The organism is Pseudomonas rustica (assembly GCF_049959085.1).
Taxonomy (GTDB): domain Bacteria; phylum Pseudomonadota; class Gammaproteobacteria; order Pseudomonadales; family Pseudomonadaceae; genus Aquipseudomonas; species Aquipseudomonas rustica.
Map to the genome: position 1 here is coordinate 5,410,280 of NZ_CP188200.1, position 17,395 is coordinate 5,427,674.

At 59.5% G+C, this 17,395-nt stretch carries 13 protein-coding genes and 1 tRNA gene; 3 read left to right on the forward strand and 11 right to left on the reverse strand.

The features are described from left to right. Window positions 1-76: 76 nt before the first annotated feature. On the reverse strand, window positions 77-1,519 hold the full coding sequence (gabD, locus tag ACP3TY_RS24630; protein ID WP_426618695.1) for an NADP-dependent succinate-semialdehyde dehydrogenase: 1,443 nt from the start codon (window positions 1,517-1,519) through the stop codon (window positions 77-79). Between the two features lie 432 nt (window positions 1,520-1,951). On the opposite strand from gabD, the gene ACP3TY_RS24635 reads away from it, so the two are divergent. Beyond that, window positions 1,952-2,028, forward strand: a tRNA-Arg gene (locus ACP3TY_RS24635). Between the two features lie 199 nt (window positions 2,029-2,227). Continuing rightward, entirely contained in the window at window positions 2,228-3,268 is a 1,041-nt protein-coding gene (locus ACP3TY_RS24640) for a virulence RhuM family protein (RefSeq protein ID WP_426618696.1), read from the forward strand. Between the two features lie 54 nt (window positions 3,269-3,322). On the opposite strand, the gene ACP3TY_RS24645 is transcribed toward ACP3TY_RS24640, so the two are convergent. The 5 genes from ACP3TY_RS24645 to ACP3TY_RS24665 form a co-directional block, all read right to left on the reverse strand. Continuing rightward, window positions 3,323-3,589 (reverse strand): hypothetical protein, encoded by a 267-nt coding sequence (locus ACP3TY_RS24645; protein ID WP_426618697.1) that lies wholly within the window; start codon window positions 3,587-3,589, stop codon window positions 3,323-3,325. A 19-nt stretch (window positions 3,590-3,608) separates the two neighbouring features. Then, entirely contained in the window at window positions 3,609-4,205 is a 597-nt protein-coding gene (locus tag ACP3TY_RS24650) for a hypothetical protein (protein WP_426618698.1), read from the reverse strand. Continuing rightward, window positions 4,202-4,783, reverse strand: a complete 582-nt coding sequence (locus tag ACP3TY_RS24655; protein WP_426620519.1) for an RNA polymerase sigma factor — start codon at window positions 4,781-4,783, stop codon at window positions 4,202-4,204. The genes ACP3TY_RS24650 and ACP3TY_RS24655 overlap by 4 nt, the downstream gene beginning before the upstream one ends. A gap of 30 nt (window positions 4,784-4,813) precedes the next feature. Then, on the reverse strand, window positions 4,814-6,499 hold the full coding sequence (locus ACP3TY_RS24660; RefSeq protein ID WP_401241042.1) for a vWA domain-containing protein: 1,686 nt from the start codon (window positions 6,497-6,499) through the stop codon (window positions 4,814-4,816). Between the two features lie 88 nt (window positions 6,500-6,587). Then, window positions 6,588-7,148, reverse strand: a complete 561-nt coding sequence (locus ACP3TY_RS24665; RefSeq protein WP_053116460.1) for a YbhB/YbcL family Raf kinase inhibitor-like protein — start codon at window positions 7,146-7,148, stop codon at window positions 6,588-6,590. Between the two features lie 139 nt (window positions 7,149-7,287). Here ACP3TY_RS24665 and ACP3TY_RS24670 point away from each other — a divergent pair, with 139 nt between their 5' ends. Beyond that, window positions 7,288-8,811 (forward strand): FAD-dependent oxidoreductase, encoded by a 1,524-nt coding sequence (locus ACP3TY_RS24670; RefSeq protein WP_426618699.1) that lies wholly within the window; start codon window positions 7,288-7,290, stop codon window positions 8,809-8,811. Window positions 8,812-9,025: 214 nt separating this feature from the next. On the opposite strand, the gene pgaD is transcribed toward ACP3TY_RS24670, so the two are convergent. The 5 genes from pgaD to ACP3TY_RS24695 all read right to left on the reverse strand — a co-directional run bounded on the left by pgaD (window position 9,026) and on the right by ACP3TY_RS24695 (window position 17,165). Continuing rightward, window positions 9,026-9,559 (reverse strand): poly-beta-1,6-N-acetyl-D-glucosamine biosynthesis protein PgaD, encoded by a 534-nt coding sequence (gene pgaD / locus ACP3TY_RS24675; RefSeq protein ID WP_053116458.1) that lies wholly within the window; start codon window positions 9,557-9,559, stop codon window positions 9,026-9,028. After that, entirely contained in the window at window positions 9,556-10,911 is a 1,356-nt protein-coding gene (gene pgaC, locus ACP3TY_RS24680) for a poly-beta-1,6-N-acetyl-D-glucosamine synthase (protein WP_159811944.1), read from the reverse strand. The genes pgaD and pgaC overlap by 4 nt, the downstream gene beginning before the upstream one ends. A gap of 1 nt (window position 10,912) precedes the next feature. Further along, entirely contained in the window at window positions 10,913-12,910 is a 1,998-nt protein-coding gene (pgaB, locus tag ACP3TY_RS24685; protein WP_159811943.1) for a poly-beta-1,6-N-acetyl-D-glucosamine N-deacetylase PgaB, read from the reverse strand. Between the two features lie 12 nt (window positions 12,911-12,922). Next, on the reverse strand, window positions 12,923-15,403 hold the full coding sequence (gene pgaA, locus ACP3TY_RS24690; RefSeq protein WP_426618700.1) for a poly-beta-1,6 N-acetyl-D-glucosamine export porin PgaA: 2,481 nt from the start codon (window positions 15,401-15,403) through the stop codon (window positions 12,923-12,925). A gap of 256 nt (window positions 15,404-15,659) precedes the next feature. After that, window positions 15,660-17,165 carry a YdgA family protein gene (locus ACP3TY_RS24695; protein ID WP_426618701.1) on the reverse strand — a complete coding sequence of 502 codons (1,506 nt, stop codon included), beginning with the start codon at window positions 17,163-17,165 and terminating at the stop codon, window positions 15,660-15,662. Window positions 17,166-17,395 lie beyond the last annotated feature (230 nt).

The following is a 17,395-nucleotide window of genomic DNA, read 5'->3' on the forward strand; positions in this document are numbered from 1 at the left end:
GAAAATTCCGGTTTGAAACGACGCAAAGGGACAGCGCTCTCGTGCCCTTTGCGTTTGCAGCGATCTTTGACCGGGCTTAGATGCCCAGGCAGAGGTATTTGATTTCCAGGTAATCTTCGATGCCGTACTTGGAGGCTTCACGGCCCAGACCCGAAGCCTTGATGCCGCCGAACGGCGCGACTTCGTTGGAGATCAGCCCGGTGTTGACGCCAACCATGCCGTATTCCAGCGCTTCCGCGACACGGAACACGCGGCCCAGATCGCGAGCATAAAAGTACGAAGCCAGACCGAACTCGGTGTCGTTGGACATCGCGATCACTTCGGCTTCGTCTTTGAAGCGGAACAGCGGCGCCAGCGGACCGAAGGTTTCTTCCTTGGCCACAGCAGCATTTTTCGGCACGTTGGTCAGGATGGTCGGTTCGAAGAAGTTGCCTTCCATCGCCTTGCCACCGGCCAGCACGGTCGCACCTTTGGCCACGGCGTCAGCAATGTGTTCTTTGACCTTGGCCACGGCTTTTTCGTCGATCAGCGGGCCAGTGGTGGTGCCGTCTTCGAGACCGTTGCCGATCTTCAGTTTGGCCACAGCCACTTTCAGCTTCTCGGCGAACGCGTCGTAGACCGAATCCTGAATGTACAGACGGTTGGCGCAGACGCAGGTCTGGCCGTTGTTGCGGTATTTGGAAATGATCGCGCCTTCGACGGCCTTATCCAGATCCGCGTCGTCGAACACGATGAACGGCGCGTTACCGCCCAGTTCCAGCGAAACTTTCTTGATGTCCTTGGCGCATTCAGCCATCAGCTGACGACCGATTTCGGTCGAACCGGTGAAGGACAGTTTGCGCACGATCGGGTTGCTGGTCAGCTCGCTGCCGATGTCGCCGGCGCTGCCGGACACCACGCTGAACACGCCCGCAGGAATGCCCGCGCGCTGAGCCAGTTCGGCCAGTGCGAATGCGGAGAACGGAGTTTGCGAAGCAGGCTTGAGCACCATGGTGCAACCGGCGGCCAGTGCCGGGCCGGCTTTACGGGTAATCATCGCGGCCGGGAAGTTCCACGGGGTGATCGCGGCGGTCACGCCGATTGGCTGCTTGATCACGATCAGACGCTTGTCTGGCTGATGACCCGGAATCACGTCACCGTAGATGCGCTTGGCTTCTTCGGCGAACCACTCGATGAACGAAGCGGCGTAAACGATTTCGCCCTTGGCTTCGGCCAGTGGCTTGCCCTGCTCGAGGGTCATCAAGCGCGCGAGGTCGTCCTGATTCTCAATCATCAGTTCGAACCAGCGACGCAGCTTGCCTGCGCGCTCTTTGGCGGTCAGTGCACGCCAGGCTGGCAGCGCTTTGTCAGCGGCTTCGATGGCACGGCGGGTTTCGGCGGCGCCCATTTTTGGCACGGTACCGAGGATTTCGCCGGTGGCCGGGTTGTTAACCTTGATCGTCTGACCGTTGTCCGCATCGACCCAAGCGCCATCAATGAAGGCTTGCTGGCGGAACAACTGGGTGTCTTTAAGCTGCATGTCGGCTTTCCTTAACAGCACCGCGGCCTGCGCGGAGCAAATTATGATTGTAGAAAGGCGCCTCGCAAGGCTGCCGTCAGGGAAATCAGTGACCGGGTGTGGCGCATCAACCGTGGACGATTCGAACCACCGGCGCTTCAACACCCGCTCAACGAGCGTTTGAAATCTCAAACGGATCGTAGGATCAAAGGGGTTAAAGGACAATAGGTCGTTCGAAAAAAAGAACAAAAACGCCGTTTTTGCCGGATTTTTCAGATCAACGAGCCAAAACCCGTTGCCGCAGCAAAACCATAGATCAACCCCGGGAAAGCGCCAAGCGAGGGTTTTGCAGGACGTTACAGCTTTAAGGAATACAGTGATTTAAGCGAACACGCGCACTGACAAACCCCAGCATGGACGCCCCGAGCCGACCTAGGTATGATGTCGCCCGCTGCACCAGTAGCTCAGCTGGATAGAGTACTGCCCTCCGAAGGCAGGGGTCGTGGGTTCGAATCCCGCCTGGTGCACCATTGATCTAAACGAGAAAGCCCCGGACTGATGAAGTCCGGGGCTTTTTTGTGGGCGATGTTTTTATGAAAAGATCGGTTGGAAATAAAATTACACGACAATCGGGTTCATTAGGCCAGCGGTTTTCGCCACACTACGTAGCCAAACCTGAGCCTTTGCGATCAATGTAAAGACTCGCCAGAACTGGTCGCGGACAGCCCAATGATTGATCAGAACGACACAGCCTATCCTGCAGCCCCTCAAGGGGAGCTTTTGCTTTTTGAAAGCTCCGAAGGCCAGGTACGCCTGGAATGTCGATTCGAGTCCGAAACGCTTTGGCTATCTCAGTCGATGATTTGTGAACTGTACGGTAAGGCCAAAGCAACCATCAGCGAACATATCAGCCATATTTTTGCCGAGGGCGAGTTGTCAGAGGATTCAGTTGTTCGGTTTTACCGAACAACTGCCGCCGACAACAAACCTTACAACGTCAAGTATTTCAGCCTGCCCTTGATTATCGCGGTGGGATATCGCGTCCGTTCCAAACGAGGAACCCAATTCCGTCGATGGGCCACCCAAGTAATCCAAGAATATCTGGTCAAAGGCTTCGCCATGGACGATGAGCGATTGAGAAACCCTCCAGTGGGGCACTCACAGGTACCTGACTATTTTGACGAGTTGCTTGAGCGCATCCGAGATATTCGAGCCAGCGAAAGACGGGTTTATTTAAGGGTGAAGGATATCTTCGCGATGGCGGCCGATTATGTGCCGTCCAACAAAGATACGACTGCGTTCTTTCAGATCATCCAAAACAAGCTTCATTTCGCCAGCACTGGCCTGACTGCCGCCGAGTTAATCTTCCAGCGCGTTGACGCCTCAAAACCCTATATGGGTCTTACCAACTTCAAGGGAGATGAAGTGCGCAAAAGCGATGTCACAATCGCTAAAAACTACCTCATCCAAGAAGAAATCAATGCTCTCAATCGCATCGTTACGATGTGGCTGGATTTCGCCGAAGACCAAGCAATGATGCGCAAACAGGTTTTTCTGCGGGATTGGCAGGAGAAGTTGAACCAGTTTTTGGAATTCAACAGCCGCCAGATTTTGCAAGGATCGGGGCACACAAGTAATCAAGCTGCGGAAGACAAAGCCCGAGCTGAATATGAAATTTATGCCGAACGACGCAGGTCTCTGAAAGAGACAGAAGGCGAACGGTCAGCCATTGAAGCACTACGCCACATTTCACAAAAGAGTCGGCACTGAGCCAACAGCCTTGGATCAGGCGACCAAAAACTGAACAAGCGCCTGAAGCTCAATTCATTCCGTCGTCCAATCAAACTCATCATATTCATCGTCATCCTCTTCCCCCTCAGCCTCCTCAAAAACCTCGTCCTCATCAACGACGTCTTCTTCCGGCTGGTTCAGCAGAAATTCCTTACGTGCCTCGGTAATAGCGCGCCGCATCTCTTCGCCCTTTTGCGGGCAGTTGAGCAGTTGGGCAATGCGGTCAATTTTCGATGCCACGTTGTCCTCCGGCGTATTGGCAATGCACCGATAGTGCGCGTTTTTGCGGGGCATTGCCAAATGGCTGAGGTTTACAGGGTCATTTTTCTTGCAACTGTTCGAGTCGGGCGTCGAGATCGACGTTCGGGTAGCGTTTGTGCAGGTTGTTGAACAGGCTGTCGGCGGCTTGCGACTGGCCGGATTCGCGCAGGCGCAGGACTTCGCGCAGTTGCTCGTCGAGGCCATTGGGTGGGGCGGCGGCGCGCTTGCTGACCTTGGCTTCATCGGCGCTGATCGCCTGGCTTTGCATTGGCGCGGCCATTTCCATCATCGGCGCGGGCGCGGCTCGGGGCGCTGCCGGGGCGGACAATCGGTGCAGTTGCGCGGAGTCCGCTTCGGCCATCGGCACAGCGAGTTTCGGCGCAGGGGCATAGTCGTATTGGCGCAGCGGTTCGGGCGTGCGTTGCACCAGCGATAACATCAATGCGACGCCAACGAGGCTGGCGAATGCGACTTGCCAGCGCGGTTTGCGGCAGGCCTGCACCCAGCGTTGCCACAGGCTCAATTGCACGGCGGGTGTTTCGCGGCGCGCGGTATTGAGGATGAACGCATCGAGATGCGCTGGCGGTTCAGCGCTGTGCTGTTCGCGCACGTGTTTGATCAGCGGATCTTCGGGTGTCTGGCGGGCGTCAGTCATGTGAGTACCTCCTCGGCCAGCAGCCGACGCAGTTTTTGCTGGGCGTAGCGCAAGCGGCTTTTGACGGTTTCCAGCGGTGTTTCGGTGAGGCTGGCGATTTGCGCCAGGTCGAGGTCGCCGTGAGCGCGCAACAGGAACACTTCGCGCTGGTCGGCGGGCAAGGATTGCAGGGCGCTTTCGAGGCGCTGGCTGTCGCGGCTGAGGCTCAGCAGTTGCTCGGGATCGCTCGCTTCATCGCTGACCGCGTGAGTTTGTTCGTCATAACTGTCGTGCAGCGGTTGTTGCGCGCCATGTTTGCGCCAGTGATCGATCAGCCGATTGCGCGCAATCTGGAACAGCCACGTACGAAATGTCGCGCGACCTTGTGGCTGACTGGCGCTGCGGATCAGGCTGAGCCAGGTTTCCTGAAACACCTCATCGGCCAATTCCGGTTTACCGCTCAACCCAAGCAGAAACCGGTACAAACCCTGACGATGGCGGGCGTACAAGATCTCGAACGCCGCGCCGTCGCCCTCGCGATAACGCGCCAGCAGCGATTCATCGCTGCTGGCGGTCGGGCTGTCTGCCGAAGCAAACAGCTGGCTGATAAAACCCCTCAGACGATTCACTTATTCAATCCGTCGTTCAATGGCCTGCGCATTCGATGCGGTAGAAGTGCGCAGACTCTGCGCCAGCTGCACCAGTTGCACGAACTCGTTGCGCAAGCCGAAACGGTCGTCGCCGCGAGCGCCACGGGCCAGCGTTTCGGTGTCTTTCAGGCTGAAATCGCCGGTGTAACGAGCGTCCTTGAGTTGCTGGGAAAACGCGGCGACCGCAGCGGCAAAGCGCAGATCCTCGCTGGCGCTTTTCACCTGGTTGGCAATCGGCCGCTCGATCAGCAGACTTTTCCCACCTTCGGGCTGTTGATATCGCACACGCAGCATCGCCAATTCCCCGTTCGCCTCAGAAACCGCTGGCGTCGATTTACCGTATCGCAACGGCTCCAACCAACCCTTCTCGCCTGCCGGAACAATTTCGTACAGCGCGGTCACCGTATGGCCTGCACCGATTTCGCCGGCATCGACTTTGTCGTTGCTGAAATCCTCACGCTTCAACGCGCGGTTTTCGTAGCCGAGCAGGCGATATTCGCTGACCTGCGCCGGGTTGAACTCCACCTGCAACTTTACGTTTTTTGCGACCACGGCGAGGGTCGAACCGAGTTGATCGACCAGCACTTTGCGCGCCTCGCGCAGGTTGTCGATGTAGGCATAGTTGCCATCGCCCGCATCGGCCAACTGCTCCATCAAATGTTCATTGTAGTTATCCACACCAAAACCCAGAGTGGTCAGCGAGATTCCGGTTTTGCGTTTATCCACAGCCATTTGCTTGAGGCTGTCGAAGTCGCTGACCCCGACGTTGAAATCACCGTCGGTGGCCAAGAGGATGCGATTGATGCCTTTGCCGATGAAGGCCTGCTGCGCCAATGAATAAGCCAGTTCGATGCCTGAAGCGCCTGCGGTCGAACCGCCAGCGGTTAACTGCTCGATGGCTGTACGAATTTTCGTTTTTTCCCGTCCGGAAGTCGGTTCAAGCACCACTCTCGATTCGCCGGCGTAGACCACCAGCGACACGCGATCCTGATCGCGCAATTGATCGACCAGCAATTTCAGCGTGCTTTTCACCATCGGCAGGCCTTCGCGACGATCCATCGAGCCGGACACATCGACCAGAAACACCAGATTGGCCGGAGGCAATTCCGCCACCGCGCGATCGGAAGCCTTGATGCCGATGCGCAGCAAGCGCGTGTGCGGGTTCCACGGTGACGCGGCCAGCTCGGTGGTCACGCCAAACGGCGAGCCATCGCTCGGCAGCGCGTAGTCATAAGGGAAGTAATTGACCATTTCCTCGAGCCGCACCGCACCTTCCGGCGGCAGCCGTCCTTGATTAAGCAAACGGCGGACGTTGGCATAAGCACCGGTATCGACGTCGGCGCTGAAGGTTGAAACCGGGGTTTCGGCGACGCTGTGAATCGGGTTATCGGCCAAGGCCTGATATTGCTCGCGCTGCTCGTCGCGATAGCCTTGTGGATAACTTTCGCTCTGCGGCATCGGCGCGCTGCCCGCGTTGGGCATTTTGTACAACGCGCGTTTAGCCATTGTGCTGTCGGCCATCAGCGCTTCCTGCTGGATCAATTGCGCAGGCTGAGCGGGCGCCGGCACGGCAGCGGATTCCGGGTTGGAGGAAACGCCGCAACCGGCCACCGCCAGCAACACACCAACAGCAACGGGCCGCAAGAAATACACAGGACGGGACATGGGGGCTGACCTCGGGGATGAAATTGATCATTCATCCACTGAGACGGGCCGCCCCTTCAGTTCGGGTTAAACGCCGCTGAAAATATTTTCAGCGGTGATAACGCCGCACCGCACTGCTGTTGCGCAGCACATGACCTTTGATTTTTTCCATCAGTTCGGCGCGGGTCAGACCGGCAGGCAAGGCATCCGGGGCCAGATCAAGGGCGTAGATCTGAATGATGTAATGGTGCGCGCTGTCGCCCACTGGCGGGCACGGGCCCATGTAATGGGTGTTGCCCTTGCTGTTGGTGCCGCCGACGCCTTCGAACGCGGATTTCGCACCGACACCGGCCGCAATCTGGTGCGTCGTGGCTTTGATGCCGTAGTGAATCCAGTGATCAACGCCCAGACCTTTCTGGCCGTCCGGATCGTGCATGACGATCGCGTAGCTCTGGGTCCCCGTCGGGCCGGCGTTCCAGCTCAGCGCCGGCGACTGATTCTTGCCGCCGCAACCGGCCGCATCGCTGGCCGCTGCCGAGGTGAACAGACGGTTGTCGGAAACACCCGGGATGCTCAGGGTGAAACGCTCCTGGGCCTGCGCCGGAAACTGCACGCAAAGGGCGACGGCAATGGCCGCCAGCCAAGGGTTGAGAGAGGTCAATCGGGTCATTCCGGGAGCACCTTGTGCAGTTGGGCCGTCGTCGGCTTGCAGACTATAGCTGTACCGTTCGTGCCGTGGCACCAGGAAATCGCTGAACCTCGCACCACGGCGCAAACTCGTAAGAGAAATGCCTGTGAGGAAGCCGATCATGTCCCTGCACCGTGTCGCCCGCTTCGCCGATGTCCCTGAAGACCGTGGCCTGCAAGTTGAAATCGGCGACTGCAAGATCGTTTTGCTGCGTGCGGGAGGCCAGCTACGCGCGTTTCAGGGCGAATGCCCACACGCCGGCGCGCCGCTGGCTGACGGCGCGTTGTGTCACGGACGGCTGATTTGCCCGTGGCACAAGGCTGCTTTTCGGGCGGAGGACGGCGCGTTGTGCGAGCCACCGGCGCTCGACAGTCTCAAGCGTTATCCATTGGAATTGCGTGGCGATGAGGTTTGGGTCGATGACCAAGCGCTGGCGGATCCGCACACGCCGCCGGCCGACGATGCGCGCACTTTCGTGATTGTCGGCGCGGGGGCAGCGGGCACCGTGTGTGCGGCGGCCCTGAGGGAAAAGGGTTTTGGTGGCCGCATCGTGATGATCGACCGCGAACCCGACGCCGGTTACGACCGCACCGTGCTGAGCAAATTTGTCCTCGCCGGGGACATGCCGCCGGAAGAAACACCGCCGCTGCGAGATGAAAGTTTCTATAAAGAGCAGCGCATCGAACGCCTGCAAAGCGAAATCACTGACATCAATGCCGGGACTAAAACACTGCACCTCAATGACGGCCAAACGTTGAGTTACGACGCCGCAGTATTGGCCACTGGCGGCGAACCCAATCCACTGGAATTGCCCGGCGCCGACCTGCCGCAAGTTTTCGTCCTGCGCTCAAAAGCCCAGGCCGAACAGATCATGAAAGCGGCCAGCCCCGATCAACGCGCGGTAATCATCGGCGACAGCTTTATCGCCCTCGAATGCGCCTCGGCCCTGCGCCAGCACGGTCTCGACGTCACGGTGCTGGCGCGCCACGAGATACCATTCGCGGCGCAATTCGGCGAGGCGGTGGGCAAAGCGATCCGCGCGCTGCATGAAGAAAAAGGCGTGAAATTCATCACCGATCATGAGGCGACAGAGATTATTGGCGACGGCAAAGTCGAGGCGGTGCTGCTGGACAACGGACTGCGCATTTCAGCCGATCTGGTACTGGCGGGGATCGGCGTACACCCGGCGACCGAGGCGTTCGCGTCACTGCCGAGGGAAAAGGATAAATCTTTGCGCGTTGATGACGGCATGCGCGTTACCGAAGGACTGTGGGCGATTGGCGACATCGCCACCTTCCCGCTGCACGGCCAGCCACAACGCATCGAACACTGGCGCCTGGCTCAGCAACATGCGCGCATCGCGGCGGCCAATATGCTTGGCGGCGAGGAGCATTATCTGGACGTGCCGTTTTTCTGGACGTGGCATTTCGGCAAGAACTACGACTACCTTGGCCATGCCGAGCATTGGGATGAGGTCGAGTTCCTTGGCGAGCCGGAGCATCCGCCGTTTATTGGGTTGTTCGGCAGAAACGGCATTCTGGTCGCCGCGGTGGCCTGCGAAAAGGAACGAGCGATGGCAATGCTCGCCGAACGCATGAAACAACCGCTGATGATGGAAGAAGCCTGGGCCCTCATCCAGATCTGATCACCGATCCTGTGTCCCGTGTAGGAGCTGCCGAAGGCTGCGATCTTTTGATCTTTAAAATCAAAAGATCGCAGCCTTCGGCAGCTCCTACAAAGGGTTTTACCATCTGATCGTTCCCACGCTCCTGCGTGGGAATGCAGCCCGTGACGCTCCGCGTCACTGGACGCGGAGCGTCCCAAGAGGCGTTCCCACGCGGAGCGTGGGAACGATCGATTCAGGTAATGCGGTTCACCGGCTCGCGATTTTCGTCATCTTCGGCATGCAGAAAGATCACCCGGGGGTGCTCCAGTGGTGCCAGCGGTGCTGGCAATTCGGCCTGTTTGACTGGCCAGAAATGCGTCACCACATGGCTGATGTCGCCATCCTGATCGTTGTGAATGGTCATCACGCCCGGCGTGCGCAATTTTTGGAAACGGTCATCGCACAGCTTGAAACTCTTGCTTAGGCCCTCATCGTCAATCACCGGCGACGGCAGACGACGCTGGGCGAAGCTGCGACTTTTACGCTGTTGATAGCGCGCCCAGGAAATCAGCACCACCGCGTTGACCAACGCAATCCACATGTAGATCTGCAACGTGCCCAGCGCATCGAACGCCGAGTTGTCGATACGCGGCGCGCCCGCATGCGTTTCGATCAACGGCCACAATCCGCGAATCAGCAGATACAACAAGCCAACCCACGCCAACACGGTGAGGATCACGTCGATCACTACCAGGAATGGCCGCTGGCGAGTCCGGATGATTTTCATTTGATGACCTCTTCTTCGTCGTCGCCGAGCGGTTTGATGCCCCGGTCAGGGCTGACCCAACGCGCACGTTTCTGATGTTGGCCGAACAGCACTTTCGGAAAACTGACCAGCGTGGTCAGCAGGCTGATGAGCCAGAACACCAATGGATACCAGACCACCCAGAACATGGTCTTGCCCAGACCGGGCTCATAGCGGCGGTCGATGATGATGCTGACCGCGAACTGCACCAGGCAGACGAAAGCCAACAGCAAACCGGTGAAGGCCGGCGGCATCAGGTGATCCACCGCGATGGCTTCCGGCATGACCACGAATTTGCCAACGCCCCAGAAAATCACCGAGAGCAGGAAGGTGAACGCCCAACCGGTCGACAGGCAGTATTCGAACAGCAGCGGCCACAGGTAACGATGGCGGTACTGCCAGATGCCGCGAATGTTTTTGAACAGCACTTCGGCGCCGCCCTGAGCCCAGCGCAAACGCTGCTTCCACAAGCCGCCGAGGGTTTCCGGCATCAGAATCCAGCACAGCGCGCGCGGTTCGTAAAAGATGCTCCAGTGATCGAGTTGCAGCTTCCAGCTGATGTCGATGTCTTCGGTGATCATGTCCGGGCTCCAGTAACCCACCCGGTTCAGCGCGGTACGGCGGAACGCGACGATCACACCGGACACGGTAAAGATTCGCCCGAACACCCGTTGCGTGCGTTTGATCAAACCGATAATCGAGGAGAACTCGCCAACCTGAACCCGCCCGACCAGCGTCGAACGTGTGCGGATCCGAGGGTTACCGGTGACCGCTCCAAGGCGTGCGTTGTCCAGCATCGGCGCAACCAGATAGGCCGCCGTGTTCGGCGCCAGCAGCGCGTCACCGTCGATGCACACCAGATATTCACTGCGCGCGGCAATTGCGCCCATGCGCAGGGCGACAGCCTTGCCCTGGTTTTCCGCCAGGTGAAGAACACGCAGGCGCGGATCTTCCTTAGCCAACGCGTCGAGTACTTGCGCGGTGTTGTCCTTGGAGCCGTCGTTGATCGCGATGACTTCGATGTTCGGGTAATGCTGAGCCAACGCGGCGTGGATCGTGTCGGCGGCGTTGTCACCTTCGTTGTAGCAAGGGATCAGGATCGAGATCAGCGGTTCGCCTTCCAGTGGCGGCGGCAGGGTGTCGTCCTTCCACGGCCAGTGGCGTTCCCAGTGCAGCCAGAAATACAGGCCACCGGCAATCCACAACCCGGACATGAACAACGGGTAGAAGAACACGAAGTCCATCAGGAACTGCCCGGTCACCAGGAAGATCAGCCCCAGCGGAACGCCGAGGACGATCGCCAGAACAAGCAGGGCTAACAGTCTATCCAGCATGTTATGGATTCCATTTGTTGGAGAGTGCAGGCCTTACGATTTTCAGGTCTGGCAGGTTGTCGAGGAAGTTGTCCGGGTAGTAACCGAAACTGGTCGCGCCCTGACGCTTGAGACGGCCCATCCAGTCCGCCATCACCGCTGCGTCAATGTCGGCCTGGTCTTTTTTCGTCCAGTCCCGCGCCTGCAATTCGAACACCGTGCGATCCAGTGCCCCGGGACGTTTTTTGACGATTTCGACCAGCGCTTCCAGCCACGGCCCGGACTGCGCCTGCGTCTGTTTTTCCATCAATGGCATGGCCATTGGCGCCGTCCAGTCGTAGGTCGCGAGGAAGTCGTCGAGGTTCTGCGCGAACCACGCTTCGCTGGCCGGGTTGATCATCGGCTCGGCGAAAATATTGCGCGCCGTCTGCACCTGCGGGCCACGAATGGCGCGGACTTTGGCAGTCAGCTCGTTGGTGAAATCGATGAGGTATTTGCTCTTGAAACGCGTCCAGCGCTGCATCGCCGCCGGATCATCGCGAAGTGCGGCGATCGAACCCGGCAAGCCGTTGGCGGCGTAGACCTTCAGCGCCTGCGGGCCGGCGTCTTCGAAATCCGAGAGCACCGCATCGTCGTGATAAATAATGCCGTCGACCGAGGTCAGTCGCGCCACGTCTTCGTAGATTTCACCGATGATCCGCCGCACTTCCGGATCGAACGGCGACAGGCGTTTGTACTGATCCGGATCGACTGACGTGGTGCCGGTTTTCGGATCCCAGCGCGTCACGCGTGGCAGCTTCGAATCGAGGCCGAAACTCAGCACTGGCATCCACGCGAAGACTTTCACGTGAGCGCGAGTACGCAGTTGCCAGGCAACGCGGTCGAACAGGTCGGCGCGCACCGGCAAGTGGCGGTTGGGGAAGTACAGCGAATGCACCAGGCCATCGCCCTTCGGATCGGCGAAGGCTTGCAGGAACACCGTGTTGGCCCCGAGGTCAGCCATGCGCTGCACCAGTTTGCCGAGGTTGATGTCCTGTTGCGCCGGATCCGGGTCGTAGACGTTGTCCAGATCGACGTGCACCACGCGCATGGCGAAATCGGACTGCACCGCGACGACGCTGTTGGCGAAATGCTCGCCGTCAGGATCGGAGGCGACGAGGAAGCGCGGGCTGCTCATCAGGTTGTCGAGGGTATCGAGGCCGTCATCGAGGGTCAGGGCCATTTCATAGCCCTGCTCACCGACCACGGTCAGCGAAGTACCGTCCGCCGTGCCGTACGGCCAGACCCAGACCCGTGGTTTCTTGCCGGTGACCTTGCGGATTTTCTCCGAGATGTTGTTCACGTCAGTGCGGATCCGCGCCTGAAAATCGGCCTCGGATTCATAACGTTTGGTCACCGGATCGTAGCGACGGGTCGCGGCGGCAGGCTGCATGTTGCCCTGCGGGTTGGCCAGAATGCCTTTGTGGTTGGCGTCGGTGTGCGCAGCGATTTCCACCAGACCGGATTTCGAGATTTCGCGCACCTGATCCCAAGTGAGGAAATCAGAACGCGCACGCGGCGTGCCGGCGAAATCCACCGGCTGATTCAGCGGCGTGTCGATCCAGCTGCCGACTGGCGCCAGCAGCGCATGCCAGTTATAGGCGCGCAACACCGGCAGCACGCGGGTGTAGAAGCTCGAATAACCATCGTCGAAGCTGAGCAGAATCGCTTTCGCAGGCAGCTCCGGGCCGCCCTTGCGCGCAGCCATGATCTGGTCGACCGTGACCGGTTTGTAGCCGTTCTCACGCAGCCAGGCGAGTTGCTCGATCATGCGCTCGGTGCGCACCGCTACCACGGCCTGATCGGGATCGCGATCCTCGATATCGTGGTAGGCGATACCGAGTACGTGGTTTTTCGGCCACGGTTTTTCGCTGGCCGCCACCGGGCGCTCGGACGGCGGCGCGAAGGCCGGAGCTTGCTGGGCGCAAGCGCTGATCAACAGCACTCCCAGCAGAAGGATGAAACGCGAAATCAAAGGCATCTTCAAACTCTTCTAGAAGCGGAAAGTGAGGTCGACGAGCAGACGCAGATCGGTCTCCCGATCACCGTCGTAAGGCCGGTTGATCACACTGAACAAACCGCCCACCTCGAACACGTCGTTCCAGGCATAGCGTTGGCCGTAGCCGAGCAAAGCCATGCCGCCGGTGCCGTGATCACGCTGGCTGTACGTCCCCGCGCCGGCCTGGAATTGCTGACTCCAGGACGTTTCGTAGCGGTGGTAGAGGACGTGGTTGACGTTGACCAGCGGCATCACGCTGAAGTCGGATTTCGGGTTGAAGTACGGCACGTCGTCAGACTTGGAGTTGTGGCTGGTGCCGACTTCCAGACCGGCATCGACCTGAATGTTTGGTGCGCTGTAAACGCCCTCGCGACCAGTGAGCAAGGCTTCGACACGGTCGTTGCCGTCGCTGAAGTGCGACGGGCTCACCGACAAGCGCCACTCGCGGCTTTCGTTGGCGCGCCAGCGGATGAAACCGCTGCCGCCGTTGGCCTTGATGTCGCTGTTGAGCGCGCGCAGCGGTGTTTCAGCCGAGAGGTATTCGAGACTGCCGCCGTACTGCCAGTGGTCGTTGATGTCGCGGGCGATCGCCAGACGCGCGCCCTGTTTGTCGCCGTAGCCGTAATCGTGATTGGAGACTTCGGCTTCGAGGGTCATGTCGCGGGTGCGCCGTTCCAGACCGACACGCTGGAAGCGATGGTTGCCGGTGCCTTCGGCAAAATCACCGGTGGCGTAACCGACGCCGGCGAATACACGCCAGTCTTCATCAATCGGCGGACTGTAAATCGTGCTCTGAATACCGAAATCGCGGCTGCCACTGACGGCGCCTGCACCGCTGCTGCCGCCACCGTTGGCCTTGCCGCCGTAGGCTTCGACGCGCAGTTCGGACATGTCGTGGACTTCACGCTCACGGGCCAGACGCTGCACCTGGCGGTTGTCCGGATAACGTGCGACGACGTCATCGGTCAGCGCATCCATCTGCCGCCATTCCTGCAATTCCATCGCGGTGTGTGCCTGACCGATTTCCAGGCCCATGTCGCGCGGCACCATGCTCTCGGTTTCCTTGAGCTGCATTTCTGCGCGGCGTGGCCAGTTGCGGGCCAGGTACAAATCGGCCTGGGCCAGACGCAAACCGGTATTGCCCGGCGCCTGATCGACCAACGTCTGCAGGCTTTGTTCGCCGTGGGGCAGATCGGAACTGTAGGTGCCGGCCTGCGCTGCGAGTTGTTGCGCGTCCATCCATTCATCGTTCGGGTTGCCGACTGGCAAGCCCTTTAGCTCGATGCGCGGACGCTGCGATTTGGCGGCGTCTTCGGCGACTTTGCGTGCCTCGTCGGCACGGTCACTTTCCAGCAACGCGTAATACAGCGCGGTGCTGTCTTCGAGACGGTTGCCGACGTCGGCGTCCGGCGCGGCGAGCACTTGGCGATACAGGTCGGTGGCGATTTCCGGCTCACGCTGATCGAGATAAGACGCCGCGACCCAACGCAATGCGTAGGTCGGAATCTGCACGCCTTCGGCTTGCAGCTTTTGATATTCAGCGATGACGTCGGCGGTGCGCGCGCGGGCCTTGAGCGCGCCCATGCGGTCGATGCGCCAGCGGGTCACGTCTTCCTTGGCGCTGGCGTCCGGCGTCCAGGTGGCGAGGAGTTTGTCGTAGTCAGCCAGCGCACGATCGGCGATGACGTAGCGTTCCTTTTCACTGCGACTGGCCATTTCGGCGAGACGCACACGCTCAGCGGCCAGATCACCTTCGAGGCGACGCAGCGTGACCGGATCAATCAGACCCGGACGTTGGTTGGCCAGGCGCAGCGCGGGCTCTGGCAGACGGGCCTTTTGCAGGGCGACCACGTATTCACGGGCAACTTCCGGTTTGTTGCCGGCGCGAATAAAAGCCTGATCGTATTCGAACAGCGCGTCGTACTGTTTGCCCGCGCGATTGAGTGCGTAGCCCAGCGCGAGGCGGCGTGCAGGGTCATCGGGTTTGGCAGCCACCAGCGCTTGGGCGCGCGTCACGGCTTGGTCGGGTTTACCGCCATCCGCTTGCGTCAGGGCCAGGCCCAGTTGCAGGTCGGCGTTATCCGGCTCCAGCGCGAGAGCCTTGTTGTAGACCTGAGTCGCCTGATCCCAACGCTTGAGGTTGCGATAAGCACGCGCGGTGGCGGTCAGTGCCTGCACCGGCAGCACGCGGTCGCGGCCCTGGGTTTCATAGACTTGCACAACTTCAGCGTCGAGCCCGGCCCAACTGGCGATTTGCAGGTGATCGCTGATCTGCCCGGTGGTCGACTGACCCGCCGGCACCTGACGCAACACCGTCAGCGCAGGCGTGTACTGCCCGGCACGGGCATCGCGCACCATCTGATCATAGGGTGTGTCGGCAAACGCCATGACCGGCCAAAGCAATTGGCTGCACAGCGCGACACGGAACAACGGGCGTAAACCACGATGCAATACGGGAACATCAATACGCGGCATTCGTCAGCATCCTTACATGGCCAGCCGGGTCGCAATGCCCTCCTTGCCCATTCGTAACGGTGGCCGAAACTCACAGCCTCGGCCAAGCTTAGTCAGGCAGTCTTGCACGCAAGCGTAGACCAATATCGAGAACACAATAATTGTTCAGAATCGCCATGGCGGTTCTGCCGAAAAGTCAAAAACCCAAACCCCAGACAGCAAAACGCCCGGCGTCTGTGCGGTACAGAGGCCGGGCGTTGCTATTAAGCGCGCAGAATTACTGCACTTGCGTGACGCCGCCGAACTTGCTCATCAGGAAGCCGACAAACTGCTCAACGGTCATCTTCTGGCCGTTGAATTCGACCTGATTGGCCGCGTAATGCAGCTTGGTCACGACGTTGCTGCCGTCGACGACGGCCAACTGCGAACCGACCGCCATGCCGGCGAACATGTCGGCCGCTTCCTTGGACTGATCAACGATCGCTTTAGCATCGGTCTGGCCGTCGAGTTGCGCCTGCACGCTGAGCAGATCGATCAGCATCGGCTTCGACACCTGAATGTTCAGGTCGAGCAGCGCGATCAGTTGTTTGGCCAGTTGATCCGGTGGCAGATCCATCGATTGCGGCTTGGTCAGGTCGATGACCAGATTGGCCTTGCTCTCACCGTTGGCGGTGTTGAACGAGAGGTTTTCCAGCGCAAATTGCGGGCCGGCAGCCAGCAGTTTTTGCAGATCGGCTTTGACTTGCGCGTCTTCCGCTTCGGTCAGGTTCAGCTCTGGCGCTGGCAAGCCTTGCGCGGCAGCCTCGGCGGCGGCTTTTTCGTACGGCTGCAGCTTGGTCTGGTAGATCTGCATCAACGACAGGGTCGACGGGATGTCGAGGTTTTTCAGGCTCATGGCCAGGTTCGCCGAGCCGATTTTCTTGTCGTTGAACGACACTTCGCCAATCTTGTAGTCGGCGCGACCGGAGGCATTGCTGCCGCTTTCTTCAGTGAGGTTCTTCATTTCGAAGTTCTTCACGCCGAGCACCGACTGCTTCGGCCCGAAGGTCGATTTGCTGCTGGTCAGCTCGATGGTGTTTTCGCCGGTGTAGTAGCCGTAGGTGCTTTTTGCGAGGTTGCTGGCCAGGGTCAGACCGTTGAGTTCGATCTGTACCGGCGCCTGATCTTCAGCCACGGTCACCAGTTTCAGGTTGTCCATGTAGCCGTTGGCCTTGACCTTCTGCGCCTTGGCGTTGGCGGCGATGTCCATGTTCAGGCCGGAGAATTTCAGGCTCGATTTGTCGTCCAGCGCGGTTTCAAACGGCACCAGTTCGAGGGTGCTGTTGGTCGATTCGTCGTAGCCGATGCTGGTCACGCCTTTGAGCGGCGCGGCGCCTTTGGTCGCGGCAAACCATTTTTCGGTGGCGGCGTTCTTTTCCAGCTCGTAGTTGCTGGTGGCCATGACCGGCAGCCATTTCAGCGACAGCAGACGCGAGAACGGCAGCGGGCCGTGTTCGATGTGGTCAACGAACAGCAACTCGACCGGCGCATCGCCGAACATCTCGCCTTCGCCTTTCAGGCGATAGTGCGCGGTGCTGGTGAAGGTGTGGCGATCCAGCGACACCAGTTCCAGCGACGCGGTGCCGTTGGAGCCGGCCATGGCGGTTTGCAGTTCTTTGTTGGCGTTGCTGACGGCGTCGTTCAACACGCCTTCGATCTTGGTCCCGGTGTACCAGGCCCCGCCCACGCTGATCGCGCCGATGGCAACAACAATTCCGAGAAGCACGCCTGCTGATTTATTCATGAATGACCTGATCGATTTCCGTGGCTATGAGTGTGGTCGTCTTCCCTGAACCCGTGACCGGGTTGCGGCTCGACTCCGCTTAATTCAGCGGTGGAGATTAGCACCGGGCGCGGGAAGTGACCCAATGATTAAAGGTGAAAGAGTGTCTATGGACACTCGGGAAAGCAAAAAGATCGCAGCCTGCGGCAGCTCCTACAGGGAAACGCGTTCCAATGTAGGAGCTGCCGCAG